At 72.1% G+C, this 16,294-nt stretch carries 13 protein-coding genes; 7 read left to right on the top strand and 6 right to left on the bottom strand.

The features are described 5' to 3' along the window. Positions 1–37 precede the first annotated feature (37 nt). Complete coding sequence (locus OHA19_RS23875) at positions 38–2,278, top strand: MMPL family transporter (protein WP_405751475.1); 2,241 nt, start codon at positions 38–40, stop codon at positions 2,276–2,278. Positions 2,279–2,476: 198 nt separating this feature from the next. On the opposite strand, the gene OHA19_RS23880 is transcribed toward OHA19_RS23875, so the two are convergent. Next, positions 2,477–2,827, bottom strand: coding sequence for an SsgA family sporulation/cell division regulator (locus tag OHA19_RS23880; RefSeq protein WP_405713493.1), 351 nt, complete (start codon positions 2,825–2,827; stop codon positions 2,477–2,479). A gap of 244 nt (positions 2,828–3,071) precedes the next feature. On the opposite strand from OHA19_RS23880, the gene OHA19_RS23885 reads away from it, so the two are divergent. From OHA19_RS23885 to OHA19_RS23905, 5 genes are all read left to right on the top strand, one after another. After that, the gene (locus OHA19_RS23885; protein ID WP_405751478.1) at positions 3,072–4,163 is read left to right on the top strand and encodes an energy-coupling factor ABC transporter permease; all 1,092 of its coding nucleotides are present in this window, start codon (positions 3,072–3,074) and stop codon (positions 4,161–4,163) included. Position 4,164: 1 nt separating this feature from the next. Next, positions 4,165–4,926, top strand: a complete 762-nt coding sequence (cbiQ, locus tag OHA19_RS23890) for a cobalt ECF transporter T component CbiQ (RefSeq protein ID WP_405713489.1) — start codon at positions 4,165–4,167, stop codon at positions 4,924–4,926. Continuing rightward, complete coding sequence (locus OHA19_RS23895) at positions 4,923–5,699, top strand: energy-coupling factor ABC transporter ATP-binding protein (protein ID WP_405713487.1); 777 nt, start codon at positions 4,923–4,925, stop codon at positions 5,697–5,699. The genes cbiQ and OHA19_RS23895 overlap by 4 nt, the downstream gene beginning before the upstream one ends. Positions 5,700–5,822: 123 nt before the next feature. After that, a complete protein-coding gene (locus OHA19_RS23900) occupies positions 5,823–6,986 on the top strand; it encodes a serine hydrolase domain-containing protein (protein WP_405721555.1) in 1,164 nt (387 codons plus the stop codon). After that, the gene (locus OHA19_RS23905; RefSeq protein WP_405713485.1) at positions 6,983–7,783 is read left to right on the top strand and encodes an SDR family NAD(P)-dependent oxidoreductase; all 801 of its coding nucleotides are present in this window, start codon (positions 6,983–6,985) and stop codon (positions 7,781–7,783) included. Before OHA19_RS23900 ends, OHA19_RS23905 begins: the two co-directional genes overlap by 4 nt. A gap of 32 nt (positions 7,784–7,815) precedes the next feature. On the opposite strand, the gene OHA19_RS23910 is transcribed toward OHA19_RS23905, so the two are convergent. Beyond that, the gene (locus OHA19_RS23910) at positions 7,816–8,808 is read right to left on the bottom strand and encodes an Lrp/AsnC family transcriptional regulator (RefSeq protein WP_405713483.1); all 993 of its coding nucleotides are present in this window, start codon (positions 8,806–8,808) and stop codon (positions 7,816–7,818) included. A gap of 289 nt (positions 8,809–9,097) precedes the next feature. Here OHA19_RS23910 and OHA19_RS23915 point away from each other — a divergent pair, with 289 nt between their 5' ends. Next, the gene (locus OHA19_RS23915; RefSeq protein ID WP_405721552.1) at positions 9,098–10,645 is read left to right on the top strand and encodes an MFS transporter; all 1,548 of its coding nucleotides are present in this window, start codon (positions 9,098–9,100) and stop codon (positions 10,643–10,645) included. Positions 10,646–10,869: 224 nt separating this feature from the next. Here OHA19_RS23915 and OHA19_RS23920 read toward each other — a convergent pair whose 3' ends face one another. From OHA19_RS23920 to OHA19_RS23935, 4 genes are all read right to left on the bottom strand, one after another. Further along, on the bottom strand, positions 10,870–11,721 hold the full coding sequence (locus OHA19_RS23920) for an EamA family transporter (protein ID WP_405713481.1): 852 nt from the start codon (positions 11,719–11,721) through the stop codon (positions 10,870–10,872). Next, positions 11,718–12,215, bottom strand: coding sequence for a YbaK/EbsC family protein (locus OHA19_RS23925; protein ID WP_405751481.1), 498 nt, complete (start codon positions 12,213–12,215; stop codon positions 11,718–11,720). Before OHA19_RS23925 ends, OHA19_RS23920 begins: the two co-directional genes overlap by 4 nt. Before the next feature lie 60 nt (positions 12,216–12,275). After that, a complete protein-coding gene (locus tag OHA19_RS23930) occupies positions 12,276–13,913 on the bottom strand; it encodes a penicillin-binding transpeptidase domain-containing protein (protein ID WP_405713478.1) in 1,638 nt (545 codons plus the stop codon). A 198-nt stretch (positions 13,914–14,111) separates the two neighbouring features. Then, positions 14,112–16,244 carry a SpoIIE family protein phosphatase gene (locus OHA19_RS23935; RefSeq protein ID WP_405751484.1) on the bottom strand — a complete coding sequence of 711 codons (2,133 nt, stop codon included), beginning with the start codon at positions 16,242–16,244 and terminating at the stop codon, positions 14,112–14,114. Positions 16,245–16,294: the final 50 nt, after the last annotated feature.

The raw sequence follows: 16,294 nt of genomic DNA on the forward strand, positions 1-16,294 counted from the left end.
CCTTTTCCACTCACGACCCGACCGGGAGTACCACTCCGTGGCCACATTCCTCTACAAGCTCGGACGGCTCGCCTTCCGGCGCCGCCGCTCTGTCGCCCTGATCTGGGTGGCACTGCTGGCACTCGCCGGATTCGGCGCGGCCTCCGCGTCCACCGCCACCTCCAGCTCCTTCTCGATCCCGGGCACGGAGGCCCAGCGCGCCTTCGACCTGCTGGAACAGCGCTTCCCCGGGGCCAGTGCCGACGGTGCGACCGCCCGGGTCGTCTTCAAGGCTCCCGACAACGAGAAGATGACCGACCCGGCGAACAAGGCCGAGGTCGGCAAGGTCATCGGCGAGCTGAAGTCGGGCTCGGACCAGATCGCCTCGGTCACCGACCCGTACACCGCCGGTGCCGTCAGCAAGAACGGCTCCACGGCGTACGTCTCGGTCTCCTACAAGGTCAACTCGATGGAGCTGACCGACGCGACCCGGGACGCCCTGGAGGACGCGGGCCACGCGGCGCAGAAGAGCGGGATGAGCGTGGAGATCGGCGGTGACGCGCTCATGGTGATCCCGGAGACCGGCGCCACCGAGATCATCGGTGTCGCCATCGCCGCGGTGGTGCTGGTCATCACCTTCGGCTCGCTGATCGCCGCCGGGCTGCCGCTGCTCACCGCCCTGATCGGGGTCGGCATCGGTGTCTCGACGATCACCGCGCTGGCGAACGTACTGGACCTGGGCTCCACCACCGCCACCCTCGCGATGATGATCGGCCTCGCGGTCGGCATCGACTACGCGCTGTTCATCGTCTCCCGCTACCGCGCCGAGCTGGCCGAGGGCCGGGAGCGCGAGGAAGCGGCCGGACGGGCCGTCGGCACGGCCGGTTCCGCGGTCGTCTTCGCCGGTCTCACCGTCGTCATCGCGCTGGTCGGCCTGGCCGTCGTGAACATCCCGATGCTGTCGAAGATGGGCTTCGCCGCGGCCGGCACCGTCGCCCTCGCCGTACTCATCGCCCTCACCCTCGTCCCGGCGCTGCTGGGCTTCGCGGGCAAGCGGGTCCTGGGACGCAAGGCGCGCAAGGCCGCCGAGGCGCCGGGCGGGGCCGAGGACAAGCCGAACATGGGCACCCGCTGGGCGCGGTTCGTGCTCCGCAAGCCGGTGTGGGTGCTGCTGGTCGGCGTCATCGGCCTCGGCACGATCGCCGTACCGGCCGCCTCCCTGGAGATGGGCCTGCCCGACGATGGCTCCCAGCCCACCAGCACCACCCAGCGGCGCGCCTACGACCTGCTCTCCGAGGGCTTCGGCCCCGGCTTCAACGGGCCGCTGATGGTCGTCGTCGACACCGCGGGCAGCTCCGACGGCAAGACCGCCGCCAAGCAGGTCACCGACGAGATCTCCGGCATCAACGGCGTCGTCGCCGTCACCCCGGCCCAGTTCAACAAGGCCGGCGACGCCGCGATGATCACCGTCGTCCCGAAGGACCGGCCGAGCTCCGTGGACACGGAGAACGTGGTCCACGCGATCCGGGACGCGGGCAAGGACATCAAGTCCGACACCGGGGCCGAGGTGCTGGTCACCGGTTCCACCGCGATGAACATCGACTTCTCGCAGAAGATGAACGACGCGCTGCTGCCGTACCTGGCGCTCGTCGTCGGACTGGCCTTCCTGCTCCTGATGGTGGTCTTCCGCTCGGTGCTGGTGCCGCTGAAGGCGGCCCTCGGCTTCCTGCTCTCGGTCGTCGCGGCCCTGGGCGCGGTCGTCGCGGTCTTCCAGTGGGGCTGGCTCGGCTCGCTCTTCGGCGTGGAGCAGACCGGTCCGATCATGTCGATGATGCCGATCTTCATGGTGGGCGTGGTCTTCGGCCTCGCGATGGACTACGAGGTCTTCCTGGTGACCCGGATGCGCGAGGCGTACGTCCACGGCGAGAAGCCCGGCCAGGCGATCGTCACCGGCTTCCGGCACGGCGCCCGGGTCGTCACGGCCGCGGCCGTGATCATGATGGCGGTCTTCTCCGGCTTCATCGGCTCCAGCGAGCAGATGGTCAAGATGATCGGCTTCTCGCTGGCCATCGCCGTCTTCTTCGACGCGTTCGTGGTCCGGATGGCGATCGTGCCCGCGGTCCTCGCCCTGCTCGGCCACCGCGCCTGGTCGCTGCCGCGCTGGCTGGACCGGATCCTGCCGAACGTGGACGTGGAGGGCGAGGGTCTGCGCGAGCAGCTCGACGAGACGCCCGGTGGTGACACCGGCGGTGACACCGGTGGTGACGCCGGCGGTGAGCGCGAGCTGACCCGGGTCTGAGCCGAGCCGTGCGGCCGCGGCCCTGACCCGGGTCCGACCCGAGCCGTGCGGCCGCGGCCACGAGCGCCTCCGGGGTCCGCGTCCGAGCGGAGCGCGGCCCCGGAAGCACCGGTTACCTGTGGGGACGGGGGACCGGGGCGATGACGGAAGCCCCCGTGCGAGTCAGTGGCACGGGGGCTTTCGCCGTGCGGGTTTCCGTCAGGCGTGCGCGGGGGGCTTGGTGCCCTTGGTGTGCGTACGGTCCAGGAAGCGGATCAGCGGCGCGCTGTCGAACTGCACCACCTCGACGCCGTCCGCCGAGTGCTTCTCCACGACCAGCTGCGTCCGTCCGCAGGGCCAGACCCGGATGCCGCCGCGTTCGGTGGGGGCCCGCAGCCCGCCCTCCAGCAGATCGCGGCCGAACGACCAGTCATCGCCGCCGGGGAAGGAGACGTGGACGGTGCGCGGGTCCTGGTCGCCGTCGTACAGCAGGTCGACCGGGACGGCCGGGAGGTCGTCGGTGTCGTTGACGAGCCAGGCTTCTGCCTGCTCATGGATCACGGGGGGCATGGGACGACTCCTCCTGTGTGTACTGCTTCGTCATCCAATGTCCCATATTTCCGGCGAGGGGCGCGGTGGGCAGCCGTGACGGGCCGTCGTGACGGCTGTGGTGACGGGCTGTGACGACGGGCAGTTGTGACGGAGCCGCTCTTGCGAAGGGTTCGCAACAAGGTCCTATCATTGAGCGGTTCACGACATCGTCATCTGCCATCGTCCGCAGCGACGCCAGGACCGCAGGAAGCGGAGCCCCTCCATGCATGTACCCGACGGATTCATCAACGCGCCCGTCTCCGCCGCCGCCGGAGTCGTCGCCGCGGGTGCGGTCGCCGTCAGCCTGCGGGGCGCCCGGCGTGAGCAGGGGGGCACCTCCCGCTCGAGCACAGTCGAGAGTGGGGGAGAGCGCACCGCGCCGCTCGCCGGGCTCGTCGCCGCGTTCATCTTCGCCGTGCAGATGCTGAACTTCCCGGTCGCGGCCGGCACCAGCGGACATCTGCTGGGCGGGGCGCTGGCCGCGATCCTGGTCGGGCCGTACACCGGCGTGCTCTGCGTGACCGTCGTCCTGCTCATGCAGGGCATCCTCTTCGCCGACGGCGGCCTCACCGCGCTCGGCGTGAACGTGCTCGACATGGGCATCGTGACCACCGTCGTCGCGTACGCCCTCTTCCGCGGGCTGCTCGGGGTGCTGCCGAAGACCCGCCGCTCCGTGACCGTCGCGTCCTTCGTCGCCGCCCTGGTCTCCGTACCCGCCGCGGCCTGCGCCTTCACGCTGATCTACTGGATCGGCGGCACCACCGACATCCCGATCGGCAAGGTCTTCACCGCGATGGTCGGGGTCCATGTGCTGATCGGCATCGGCGAGGCCGTGATCACCGCGCTGACCGTCGGCGCCGTCATCGCCGTACGCCCCGACCTGGTGCACGGCGCCCGCGGACTCACCACCTCGCTCAAGCTCCGGGTCGACGGCGAGCTCGTCGACGCCCCCGCCCGGCAGCCGGCCGCCCCGGCCGCCGCCCGCTCCCACCGCGGGATCTGGGCCACCGGCCTGGTCACCGCCCTCGTCCTGGCGGGCTTCGTCTCCTACTACGCGTCCGCGAATCCGGACGGCCTGGAGAAGGTCGCCGCCGACCAGGGCATCGACAAGAAGACCGAGGAGCACGCGGCCAAGGACTCCCCGCTCGCCGACTACGGCGTCAAGGACGTGTCCGACGCCCGGATCTCCGGCGGCCTCGCCGGGGTGATCGGTGTCGGCGCCACCGTCGTGGTCGGCAGCGGAATCTTCTACGTGGTCCGCCGTCGCACGCCGGACGCCGCCGCGGACACCACGCGCGACAAGGAATCCGTCTGACATGGGCGCGGGTCACGCACACAAGCTCTACCGGCACGGTCACTCGCCGATCCACGACCTGCCGCCGCACTGCAAGATCGCCGCCGCCTTCTGCTTCGTCGTGGTCGTCGTCTCGACGCCGCGCGAGTCGATGTGGGCGTTCGCGCTGTACGCGGTGCTGCTCGGCGCGGTCACCGCGCTCGCCCGCATCCCGGCGGGCTTCCTGCTCAAGCGGCTGCTCATCGAGGTGCCGTTCGTCGCGTTCGCGCTGCTCATGCCGTTCGTGGTGCCCGGCGAGCAGACCCAGGTCCTCGGCCTCTCCGTCAGCGTCCCCGGCCTCTGGGGCGCCTGGAACGTGCTGGCCAAGGGCACCCTCGGCGTCGCCGCGTCCGTACTCCTCGCCTCCACCACCGAACTGCGCTCGCTGCTGCTCGGCCTCCAGCGGCTCAAGCTGCCGCCGCTGCTCGTCCAGATCGCCTCCTTCATGATCCGGTACGGCGATGTGATCACCGACGAGATGCGCCGGATGTCGATCGCCCGCCGCTCCCGGGGCTTCGAGGCGCGCGGCCTACGCCAGTGGGGTGTCCTGGCCAAGTCGGCGGGCGCGCTCTTCATCCGGTCGTACGAGCGCGGCGAACGCGTCCACCTCGCCATGGTCAGCCGCGGCTACGCCGGTTCCATGCCGGTCATCGACGAGGTGACGGCCTCCCGCGCCCAGTGGGCCCACGCCGCCGCACTCCCCGTGCTCGCCCTCGCGATCTGTCTGCTGGGATGGACCCTATGAGTCAGCCCACCGCCCCCGCGCCGTCCCCGTCCCTGGAAGTCAGCGGCCTCGCCTACGCCTACCCCGACGGTCACCAGGCGCTCTTCGGGGTGGACCTCACGGTCGGCCGGGGCGAGCGGGTCGCCCTGCTCGGCCCCAACGGCGCCGGCAAGACCACCCTCGTGCTCCACCTCAACGGCATCCTCGACGCCGGAGCGGGCACCGTCCGGGTCGCGGGCCTCCCCGTGGAGAAGCGCAACCTCGCCGAGATCCGCCGCCGGGTCGGCATCGTCTTCCAGGACCCCGACGACCAGCTCTTCATGCCCACTGTCCGCGAGGACGTCGCCTTCGGCCCGGCCGCCTCCGGGCTGCGCGGCGCCGAACTGGAGGAACGCGTCACCGAGGCGCTGAAGCAGGTCGGCATGGCGGAGTACGCGAACCGGCCGCCGCACCACCTCTCCTTCGGCCAGCGCCGCCGCGTCGCCGTCGCCACGGTCCTCGCCATGCGGCCGGAGATCCTCGTCCTGGACGAGCCGTCCTCCAACCTGGACCCGGCCTCGCGGCGCGAACTCGCCGACATCCTGCGGTCCCTGGATGTCACCGTGCTCATGGTCACGCACGACCTGCCGTACGCCCTGGAGCTCTGCCCGCGCGCGGTGATCCTCAGCGAGGGCGTCATCGCCGCCGACGACCGCACGCAGGACCTGCTCTGCGACGAGAAGCTGATGCGCGAGCACCGCTTGGAGCTGCCCTTCGGCTTCGACCCGCGCTCGGTGACGCTGAGCGCTCCGTGACTGCGGACATGTTCGCGGACGCGCTCGACATGTTCCGCGACTGTGAACAGGAGGTGACCCGCCATACCCCCGACCTGCGACGGGATGCACCATGGGGGGATGAGCGGGAGCGCAGGAGCAGGCGTGGACGTACGAGGCACGGTGGCGGCCGGATTCGAACCGGTCCGGGATGCTTTCATCCGTAACTTCGAGCAGCGCGGCGAACGCGGCGCGGCCGTCGTGGTCTACCGGGACGGGCACAAGGTCGTCGACCTCTGGGCCGGTACGAGGGACGTCGACGGCGTGGAACCCTGGGCCGTCGACACCGTGCAGGTCGTCCGCTCGGCGGGCAAGGGCGTCGCCTCCGCCGTACCGCTGCTGCTGCACCAGCGCGGCCAGCTCGACCTGGACGCCCCGGTCGGCACGTACTGGCCGGAGTTCAAGACGGCAGGCAAGGAACGCGTGCTCGTGCGCCATCTCCTCGCCCACCGGGCCGGCATCCCCGCGCTCGACTGCCCGCTGACCCCCTCCGAGGCGGCCGACGGGATCAGCGGACCGCAGGCCGTCGCCGCCCAGCGCCCCCAGTGGGAGCCCGGCACCGACCACGGCTACCACGCCCAGACCTACAGCTGGCTCATCGGCGAACTGGTGCGCCGGGTCACCGGCCGCACCGTCGGCCGCTGGATCGCCGAGGAGATCGCCCGCCCGCTCGGCCTGGACTTCTGGTTCGGCCTCCCGGCGGACGAGGCGCACCGGGTCGGCCGCATCGGGCCCGTCGAACCGCCCGTGGTCCCGGGCGACGGCGGCACCCTGCGGGTGCGGCCCAAGCGGTCCGTCACCGAGGCGTACCGCGACCCGCAGTCCCTCACCCGCCGCGCCTTCGGCGCCATCGACCCGCTCCCCGACGAGAACGACCCCGGCTACCGGGCGGCCGAACTCCCCGCCTCCAACGGCATCGCCACCGCCCGCGCGCTGGCCCGCTGCTACGCCGCGATGATCGGCCCGGTCGACGGCCACCGCCTCTTCGCCCCGGCCACCCTCACCCTGGCCCGCACCGAGGAGTCGGCGGGCCCGGACCGGGTCCTGGTCGTCAACACCCGGTTCGGGCTGGGCTACATGCTGCACGGCCCGGCGGCCCCGCTGCTCGCCCCCGGCTCGTTCGGGCACCCCGGCCGGGGCGGCTCACTCGGCTTCGCCGACCCCGAATCCGGCATCGCCCTCGGCTATGTGACGAACGGTCTGCAGAAGGGAGTAACCGCCGATCCCCGTGCCCAGGCCCTGGTCAGGGCAGTACGGTCGGCGCTATGACTCCTCATCGCTCCGCTGGTTCACGGTTCGACGGATACGGCGTACTCATCACCGGTGCGGGCCGGGGCATCGGCGCGGCCACGGCCCGCCGGCTGGCCTCGGAGGGCGCCCGCGTCCTGGTCACCGACCTGGACGGCGACCGCGCGGAGCGCACCGCCGCCGCGATACGCGAGACGGGCGGCGCCGCCGAGGCGCTGCCCTGCGACGTGGCCGACCGGGCGGCCGTCGAGGCGGCGGTGGCCCACGCGGTGGCCGCCTTCGGCTCCCTGGACGTGCTGGTGAACAACGCGTACGCCTGCACCAAGGACGTCCCGCTCTTCGAGGACGAGCCGGACGAGGCGTGGCAGCGCGACCTGGACGTCAGCCTCACCGGCCCCTACCGCTGCGCCCGCGCCGCCCTCCCGCACCTGGTGGCCTCCGGCCGGGGCGCGATCGTCAACATCGGTTCGGTCAACGGCGAGCAGGCATTCGGCAACCACGGCTACAGCGCGGCCAAGGCGGGCCTGGCCAGCCTCACCCGCACCCTCGCGGGCCACGCCGGACCGCGCGGCGTGCGCGTCAACCTGGTCGCCCCCGGCACCATCCGTACGGACGCCTGGGCGGGCCGCGACGCGGAACTGTCCCGGGCGAGCGGCCTCTACCCGCTCGGCCGGGTCGGCGAGCCGGAGGACATCGCCTCCGCCGTCGCCTTCCTCGCCTCGCGCGACGCGGCCTGGATCACCGGGACGACGCTGCGCGTGGACGGTGGCCTGACGGCGACGAACTACGGTTTCCAGCAGGCGGTTTCGGACATCTGACCGATGCGGGCCCGGTCCGCCCCGCGCCCGCGTCAGGCGAGCGCGGGGTGGATGAGCCGCCCGTGGAGGATGCGGGATGCGGCCAGCTTGAGACGGCGCACGCGCACACTGATCTCGTAACCCCTGATGCCCTCGGTACGGGCGAAGCGGCCGCTGAGGTAGCGGTAGAAGTCCGGGGTGTCCTTGCAGATGACCACGGCCATGATGTTGTGCTTGCCGCTGATGGCCGCGGCGAAGGCGCACTCGTCGTGCCTGCTGAGCTCCTCGCCGATCTCCTGGAGCCGGGGCAGGTCGACCTGGAGCCAGAGGGTGGCGTTGAGCTCGTAGCCGAGGCGTTCGGGCACGGTGTCGATGTCGTAGACCAGCGAGCCGGTCGCTTCGAGGGCCTCCAGCCGGCGGGCCACGCGCGGCTTGGACCAGCCGGTGGCCTCCGCGAGCCGGGTGTGGGAGGCGCGGCCGTCCTCCGCCAGCGCTTCGAGGAGCGGGCGGTCCTCCTCGGTCGGGGCGAGCGGGGGTCCGGTGGGGGTGGGGCGCTCCGCGGTCAGCAGCCGCACCTGCTCGTCGGTGAGCGAGCCCTCCCGGCCGGTCCAGCCGGCCGTGTCCGGGGAGCCGAAGGCATGGACGAGGAGGTCGACGTTCAGGTCGAGGACCGAGGCCGCCCGGGGGAGCTGCCGCAGCAGCACGTCGTCGTGGGCCGTCCTGGCGGGCGAACGGATGATGCAGATGATCTCCGAACCCCCGGACGCGATGCTCGTGTACGCGACTTCCGGCCTGCGGGCCAGGGAATCCGCGAGGGGCTCCACGGCGTCCGGGCGGCAGCGCAGCCGCGCGATCCACTCGGACCGGCCGTGGGCGGCGGGGCTGCTCAGCCCGACGACGCGGACCACGCCACTGCGGCACAGGGCGTTGTAGCGGCGCGCCACGGTCTGCTCGGACACCCCGACGACCTCGCTGAGGCGGCGGAAGGAGACCCGCGGCGAGCAGTTCAATCCATGGATGATTTTGCGGTCCAGATCGTCAGGCATGGATGAATGGTCACATGAGCACCACTCCATTCGGAGGTTCTGCGACGTTTGCCGGGATCCCTTGGGGATGGGGCGACGGTCGGGGCGAAGCTGGTCGGCGGCTCTGCGGGCGACCGGTGGACCGCGCGGGACGCGGTGGTACGCCGGTGCGCCCGGGAGCGGGCGCGCGCCGGACGGCGGTGCCCACATCGCAGCCGGTGCCCGCGCGGCACCCACCCCCAGCAGAAGGAACCTCTTCGTGAACTCCGCAACGACACAGGACAGATCAGGGCGGGGCGTCACACTCGTCATGGCCTGCCTGGGCGTCTTCGTCGCCTACCTCCCCGTGACCACCGTGTCGGTGAGCCTGCCGGCCGTCCAGCGGGCTCTGGGCGCCTCCACGTCCCAGCTGTCCTGGGTCTCGGACGCCTTCGTGCTGCCGATGGCCGCGCTGATCCTGACCACCGGGGTGTGGGGCGACGTCCACGGCCGTAAGCGGGTCTTCCAGGCGGGCATGGCCCTCTGTGCGCTGGGCGCGGCGATCTCGCTGTCCTCGGACTCGGTGCAGGCCCTGTGGGCCGGGCAGGCCGCCTCCGGGCTGGGGGCGGCGGCGCTGCTGCCGACGACGCTGGCCCTGATCAGCCACGCGGTCCCCGACCACCGGGAGCGGGGCAGGCTCATCGGCCTGTGGGCGATGTCGCTGATGGCCTCGCTCGCCGTGGGCCCGCTGATAGCGGGTGTGCTGCTGGAGCACGTCGCGTGGCGCTGGATCTTCCTCCTGCCCGTACCGGTCTCCCTGATCGTGCTGGTCGTCGCGGCGTTCCTGCTGCCCGACTCGCGCGCCCCGCACGGCCGCCGGCTCGACTGGCCCGGACAGATCAGCGCGGCCGTCGCGGTCACCGCGGTCGTCTACGGCGTCATCGAGGGCGGCGCGGACGGCTTCGGCGAGCCCGCCGTGGTGACGGCTCTGGTGCTCGGCGCGGTCGCCGCGGTGGTGTTCGTCGTCGTGGAGCGCCGCAGCGCGAGCCCGATGCTCGACCTGGCGCTGTTCCGCAGCCCGGCCTTCACCGCCACCGCCCTGGTCGCCATGATCAGTTTCCTGGGGCTGATCGGCTTCTTCTTCGTGCTGAGTCTCTACTTCGGCATGGTCCAGCACCTGACCACGATCGAGGCGGCGCTGCGGATGGTGATGGTGTCCGGGGTGTCCCTCGTCGTCGGCGCGCCCATCGGGCGCCTGATGCACCGGGTCTCCGCCCGGGTCCTGATCACCACGGGCCTGGTCGTCGCGGCGGGCGCGATGCTCTCGCTGACCGGCGTGGACGCCCACACCTCCTACGGCTCGATCGTCTGGCGGCTGGCCCTGCTGGGCCTCGGCATGGGCGCCGTACTCACCCCGATGACCGCCTCCGCGGTGTCCTCCGTCCCGTACCACCTGGCCGGGATGGCCGCCGCCGGGAACAACGCCTTCCGCCAGGTCGGTGGAGCCCTCGGCCCCGCCGTGCTCGGCGCCCTGCTGACCACCCGGGCCCTCGACGCGCTGCCCGGCCGCCTCGCCGACGCGGGTGTGCCCGCCGAGGCCGGCGACCGCGTCCTCGACACCGCCCGCGAGCAGGGACTCGGCGCCGTGGCCGGGCTCGACCTGGACGCCGCCACCGGACCGGCCCTGACCGCCCTGGGCGACTCCTTCCTCGACGGCATGCGGCTGTGCCTGACCGTCTCGGCCTCGCTCGCCCTGCTGGCCGCCCTCGCCTGCGCCGTGCTCCTGCGCCCGGCCGCCAAGCCGGCGGCCCCGGCGGCCCCGGCGACCCCGGCAACCGAGGAGCAGCCGGCCCGCCTCGCGTCGGTCCCGGCGAGCTGAGCGCGGCGCCCCCGGGGCGGCCCGGGGACGCGTCCCGCCGGCTCAGGCCCTTCGATCCGTCGGCCCAGCGGCCCCGTTGAACGTGCCCAGGCGCGGCTCCGTTCTCAGCGGCACCTACCCGCACCACGCAACGCCCATGGCGGGGAGAGGCGCGAGCGAGAACTTCCAGCAGGCTCGGACTCCGATCCGCACCGCCCCTGAACCCGGCCCCGGGGCCGTCGGGCTCAACTCGTGTGCAGCATCAGCCCGATGCCGACGACCATCAGCCCCGCCGCCGCGATGCGCGGTGCGCCGAACCGTTCCTTGAAGAACAGCGTTCCGATGGCCGCTCCGACGATGATCGACGACTCCCGCAGCGCCGCGATCGGGGCCAGGGCGGCCCGCGTCTGGGCCCACAGGACGAGGCCGTACGCCGTCACCGACAGGGCCGCGCCCAGCAGCCCGCGTACGGCGAACGGCCCCAGCTGCTCCACGAGTTCGCCCCGGCGCCGGTACAGCGCGTAGGCCGGGATGGCCAGGCCCTCCAGGATCATCAGCCAGGCGATGTAGCCGAGCGGGGTGCCGGAGGCGCGCACTCCGACGCCGTCCACCGTGGTGTACCCGGCGATGGCCAGACCGGTCGCCAGGGCGGCCAGCAGCGCCGCCCAGTCCGGGCGCCTGCCGGTACCCCGGATGCCCCAGAGGGCGAGCCCGACGAGCCCCGCCGAGGCCACCGCGACCCCGGCCGTGGCCCAGCCGTCCGGGTGCTCGCCGACGAAGACCGCGGCGAGGACCGTCACCACCAGCGGGGCCGTGCCCCGGGCGATCGGATACATCTGCCCGAAGTCGCCCAGCGTGAACGAACGCATCAGCAGCAGCATGTACGCCACATGGAGCGCGGCCGACACGAAGAGATACGGCCAGGCCCCGGCAGCCGGGAACGGGACGAGGCAGGCGGCGGCCGCGCCGATCAGCAGCCCGCCCCCGGAGATCAGGGTGAAGGAGACGAGCTGGTCCTTGATCGCGTGCGCGATCGCGTTCCAACTGGCGTGCGTGACCGCTGCGATCAGGACGGCACAGGCGACCAGCGGTGTCACTTCGACTGCTCGCGCACATCCACCACGCTGCCGCCGGCGTGTGCGATCAGCGACTTGGGGTCGAGCGGGAAGACGGTGTGCGGGGTGCCCGCCGCCGCCCACACCACGTCGTGGTCCAGCAGCCCGCGGTCGGCCAGCACCCGGGTCCTCGTGCGGTGCCCGAAGGGCGGCACGCCGCCGATCGCGTAACCGGTCGTCTCCCGGACCAGTTCGGCCCCGGCCCGCTTGACCTTCGCGGCGCCCAGTTCCGCGCGTACGAGCTCCAGATCGACGCGCGAGGAGCCGTCCATCAGGACCAGCACCGGGACGCCGTCGGCCTCGAAGATCAGCGACTTGACGATCTCGCTGAGCTCGCAGCCGATCGCGGCGGCCGCCTCGGCGGCGGTACGGGTGGCCTCCGGGAACCGGCGGACCTCGACATCGAGGCCCAGTTCCCGCAGGGCCTCGGCGAATCGGGGGTGGGCTTCGGGGGTGGTGGCGTCAGGAGCGCTCATGCCCCGCACGCTAGCGAACGCAGTACGGGGCACGCGACGTGGTTCCACACGGAACGCGGCTCACGACCCCGCCCGCAGCACCGCCGCCACCACCGGGCCCGCCGCGTCGCCGCCGTGGCCGCCGGACTGGACGACCGCGGCGGCGGCCAGGTCGTTGCTGAAGCCGGCGAACCAGCTGTTGGACGTGGCCTGGCCGTCCACCTCCGCCGAGCCCGTCTTGGCGCCCTTGTCTCCGCCGACCGAGGCCATCGCGGCCTTGCCGGTGCCCCAACTCGCCGTCTGGCGCATCATGTTGGTGAGCTGCTGGGAAACGTACGTGGGCAGCGAACGGGATGCGGTGGCGATCGGACGGCCGTCGAGTTCGCGGTCCACGATGACCGGCTGGCGGAAGGTTCCGGTCCTCGCGGTGGCGGTGATGGAGGCCATGTTGAGGGCGTTCATCTGGACCGTGCCCTGACCGATGTACTGGGCGGCCGCCTCGCCCTGGGTCTCCTCGGGCACGCTGCCGTCGAAGGACACGACGCCGGTCTGCCAGTCCAGGCCGATCCCGAAGACGTCGCGGGCCTCCTTGGGGAGCGCCGCGTCGTCCTTCGTGTCGTCGATCAGCTTGATGAAGGCCGTGTTGCAGGACCGGGCGAAGCTGGTCGTCAGGGTGCCGTCGGGAATGGAGAAGTCGTCAAGGTTCTTGAAGGTGCGGCTGTAGTACGTCGCGGTCGGCGGGCACTCGATCTTCTGGCCGGCCGATGCGAGGCCCTTCTCGATGAGCATCGCGGCGGTCACGATCTTCATCGTCGAGCCGGGCGCCTGCTTGCCCTGCATCGCCGCGTTGAACCCGGTGGCCGGGTTGTTGGCTACCGCGCGGATCGCGCCCGTGGAGGGCTGGACCGCGACGACGGAGGCCTGGCTGAACTTCTTGACGGCCGTCTCGGCCGCGGCCTGGGCGTCGGCGTCCAGGGTGGTCCGCAGCTTGCCCGGCCTGCCCTTGGTGAGGGTCAGCAGGGTCTTGTCGGGGCCGTCCGTGTCCGCGTTCTCGATCACGGTCTCGATGCCCGCGGTGCCGCCGGCCTTCTCGCCGTACTTCGCGCGCAGCGCGTCCAGGATCGATCCCAAGGAGGGGTACTTCTCCTTGGTGAGCGCCCTGCCGTTGTGATCGACGGCCTCGATCGACGGGGCCGCCGCCTCACCCGTCTTGAGCGACGCGCCGTCCGTCAGGTCCGGGTGGATCACGTCGGGTGCCCAGTCCACCAGCGGCCTGCCGGTGGTCAGTCCGCGCACCACGGTCAGCTCGGAGGAGTACGACCAGGGCTTGGAGCTGCCCTCGAAGGAGACGGTCGCCTTCACCGTGTACGGCACCTTCGCGCCGACCGCCGGGCCGGGGGTGATCACCGCCTTTGTGACATGGGCGCTCTCGCGGTAGCCGGTGAGGGCCGGTCCGGCCTCGGCCGCGTTGTCGGTGAGCTGGGCCGCGGTGTCCGCGTCGCCGTCCGCCCACGCCTTGAGGAACTTCTTCGACGCGTCATCGATCTCCGCCTTGGTGACCGGGCCCGTCTTCACCTCGGCGGAGGTGGACTTGCTGTCCGTACCGTCGCCGCCCCCGCCGCCCAGCCCGTCCAGGACGTTGTACGCCCCGTAGCCGACCCCGCCGACCACGACCGCGAACACTCCGCCGACTATCGCAACCTTCGCTCCACTGCGCATTCCGCAGTCCCCTCCCCAGGAGTTCCCCTTGAACGTGTTCAAGGGGATGCTGCTGGGCACCCTACGGGACGGTGGTGACAGCGGGGACGGTCGTTATCGGAACGCGATACGCGCGGCCGGCAGCGGCCGGCACCCGCCGCGCGGCGCACGGCGCACGGCGCGCCGGTCGGACGGGATGCGGCAGTGGGCTGTTTCGTGTCATCCGCCGGCCCGTGGCACGTTGATGACGAGCAGGGCGATGTCGTCGTTGCGGGGTGCACACTGCGTGGCGTGGTGGACGAGGTTGTCGGCAAGGCTCTCCGCCGTCCTGCCCGGGGCTCGTGCGAGATGCTCGGCGAGGCGGCCGATGGCGTCCTCGATGTCCACGCCGGGGGTTTCGACGAGCCCGTCGGTATAGAGAGCGAGCACGGCGCCGGGCGGCAAGGGGATCTCGGTGGTCGTGTAGTCGGCGGTCGGATCGATGCCGAGCACGAGTCCGGGCGGCACGTCGAGGACTTCGGTGTGTCCGTCGGGGTGGCGCAGGAGCGGCGGGGGGTGGCCGGCGGTGGCCAGGCGGGCACGGTGGTGTGCCAGGTCGAGGTGGATGTAGAGGCAGCTGGTGAACAGGCCCGGGTCGAGGTCGGTGAGCAGGCGGTTGGTGCGGGCGAGGACTTCGCCGGGGGATGCGCCGGCGGTGGCGTGGACGGCGGTACGGACCTGGCCCATGAGGGCGGCGGCATTGACGTTGTGGCCCTGGACGTCGCCGATGGCGGCGGCCGCGTTCGTCTCGTCGAGGCGGATGAGGTCGTAGAAGTCGCCTCCGATGTCCACGCCGTGGGTGGTCGGGAGGTAGCGGGCGGCCAGGTCCAGGCCGGGGACAGGGGGCAGGGCGTGGGGCAGCAGAGCGGCCTGCAGGCTGTGGGCGAGTTGGTATTGGGCGTCGTAGAGGCGGGCGCGTTCCAGGGCTTGGGCGACCAGCCCGGCGATCGACGTGAGGATGGCGCGTTCTTCCGTGGCGAAGGGGTGGGGCCGGTCGTAGGCGAGCACCATCGAACCGACGGTGCGGCCGGAGGCAGTCAGCGGCAGGAATGCCCAGGCGGCCATGTTGTCCTGGAGGGTGGCGGGGGGATAGGCGCGTTGCAGATCGGCGAAGGTGGCGAAGAAGGCAGGAATGCCGGTGGCCAGGACGTGTACCGCGGGAGTATTGGAGGTCAGGGGGGCGGCGTCGAAGCGGTCCATGAGTTCGGTCGTGTAGCCGAGGTGGCCGATGATCCGCAGGCGGCCCTCCTCCGCGGTCATCACGGCGAGGGCCTGGATACCGAAGGCGGGCATGATCTGGCGGGGGACCCGGTCGACCACGTCCTGCACCCCGACGGCTTCGGTGAGCGTGGCGGCCAGGTGCAGCAGGTGGTAGAGCTCCCTTGCTCGGCTGGGCGTGGTCGGCGACGCGGTGTACTGCGTCTCCGCAGTGTCCTCGGCAGAAGCTGTGGGGGCAGGAGTGATACGGACGCTGGTGCCGGAGGCGTTCGAGTGGAGCTGGAAGGACAGCCACCGGTCCGGCGGACGCCTGGCGGTGAAGGACGTGGGCTGGCGGCTGACCACCGCGGATCGGTAACACTCTTCGAAGACCGGGTCGTCCAGCCACGGCAGCGCCTCCGAGGGGAGCGCGCCCAGCAGGTCGGTGATGTCTGCTCCGACCAGTTGTGCAGCGGCAGTGGTGATGAAGGAGATCCGGCCTTCCAGGTCCAGCGCGCAGCAGCCCTCGGGAAGGCGCTCGGCGAAGTCGACCGCGGCCAGTGCCTCGCCCGGACGGGGATTGTGGGAGCGGCACGGCGGCAGCACCCGCGGCTCGGCTCCGGCCAGCACCGGGCGGCCGCTGTCGGCGGCCCGCTGCAGGAGCAGGCCGGTGTGGCGGCAGAAGACGTCGATCGCATCACGCTCCTGCCGGGACAGCTGCGGCGGATGCGAGCCGGGCCAGAGCAGCAGCAGGCTGCCCCGATCGGTGTCGCCCGTGGTGATCGGGGCTGCGGCTGCCGCGAATTGGTAGGGCACCACGAGCGCGGGCCTCGGGTAGCGGCGTGCCATCTCTTCTCGGCCAGCGACCCACACCACGCGCCGCTCGCATACGGCGTCGGCCACCGGGATCGGGGCCGACAGCGGCACCAGCACCCATGGGGCGACGATCTGCGGCGGAATCCCCGCCAGCAACGCCATCCGCAGTACCGTCTCGCCCGACGGCAGCAGGTACACCGCGCCCACGGACGCACCGGTCTCCTGCATGACCCGGACCAGCGCGGGATCCAGCAAATCCAGGCCTGAGCCGGCTGCGGGGGTGGACGCCGTCTCCTGCACGTTCTCACCCTCCCTCGATGAAACCGCCCCGCGATCCCCTCATGCACCCG

The sequence above is a fragment of the Streptomyces sp. NBC_00012 genome (assembly GCF_045040875.1).
GTDB lineage: Bacteria > Actinomycetota > Actinomycetes > Streptomycetales > Streptomycetaceae > Streptomyces.

Coding starts and splice junctions, on each gene's coding strand:
- OHA19_RS23880 (WP_405713493.1), bottom strand. CDS start 2,827: ATGCCCCCCGTGATCCATGAGCAGGCAGAAGCCTGGCTCGTCAACGAC.
- OHA19_RS23885 (WP_405751478.1), top strand. CDS start 3,072: ATGCATGTACCCGACGGATTCATCAACGCGCCCGTCTCCGCCGCCGCC.
- cbiQ (WP_405713489.1), top strand. CDS start 4,165: ATGGGCGCGGGTCACGCACACAAGCTCTACCGGCACGGTCACTCGCCG.
- OHA19_RS23895 (WP_405713487.1), top strand. CDS start 4,923: ATGAGTCAGCCCACCGCCCCCGCGCCGTCCCCGTCCCTGGAAGTCAGC.
- OHA19_RS23905 (WP_405713485.1), top strand. CDS start 6,983: ATGACTCCTCATCGCTCCGCTGGTTCACGGTTCGACGGATACGGCGTA.
- OHA19_RS23910 (WP_405713483.1), bottom strand. CDS start 8,808: ATGCCTGACGATCTGGACCGCAAAATCATCCATGGATTGAACTGCTCG.
- OHA19_RS23915 (WP_405721552.1), top strand. CDS start 9,098: ATGGCCTGCCTGGGCGTCTTCGTCGCCTACCTCCCCGTGACCACCGTG.
- OHA19_RS23925 (WP_405751481.1), bottom strand. CDS start 12,215: ATGAGCGCTCCTGACGCCACCACCCCCGAAGCCCACCCCCGATTCGCC.
- OHA19_RS23930 (WP_405713478.1), bottom strand. CDS start 13,913: ATGCGCAGTGGAGCGAAGGTTGCGATAGTCGGCGGAGTGTTCGCGGTC.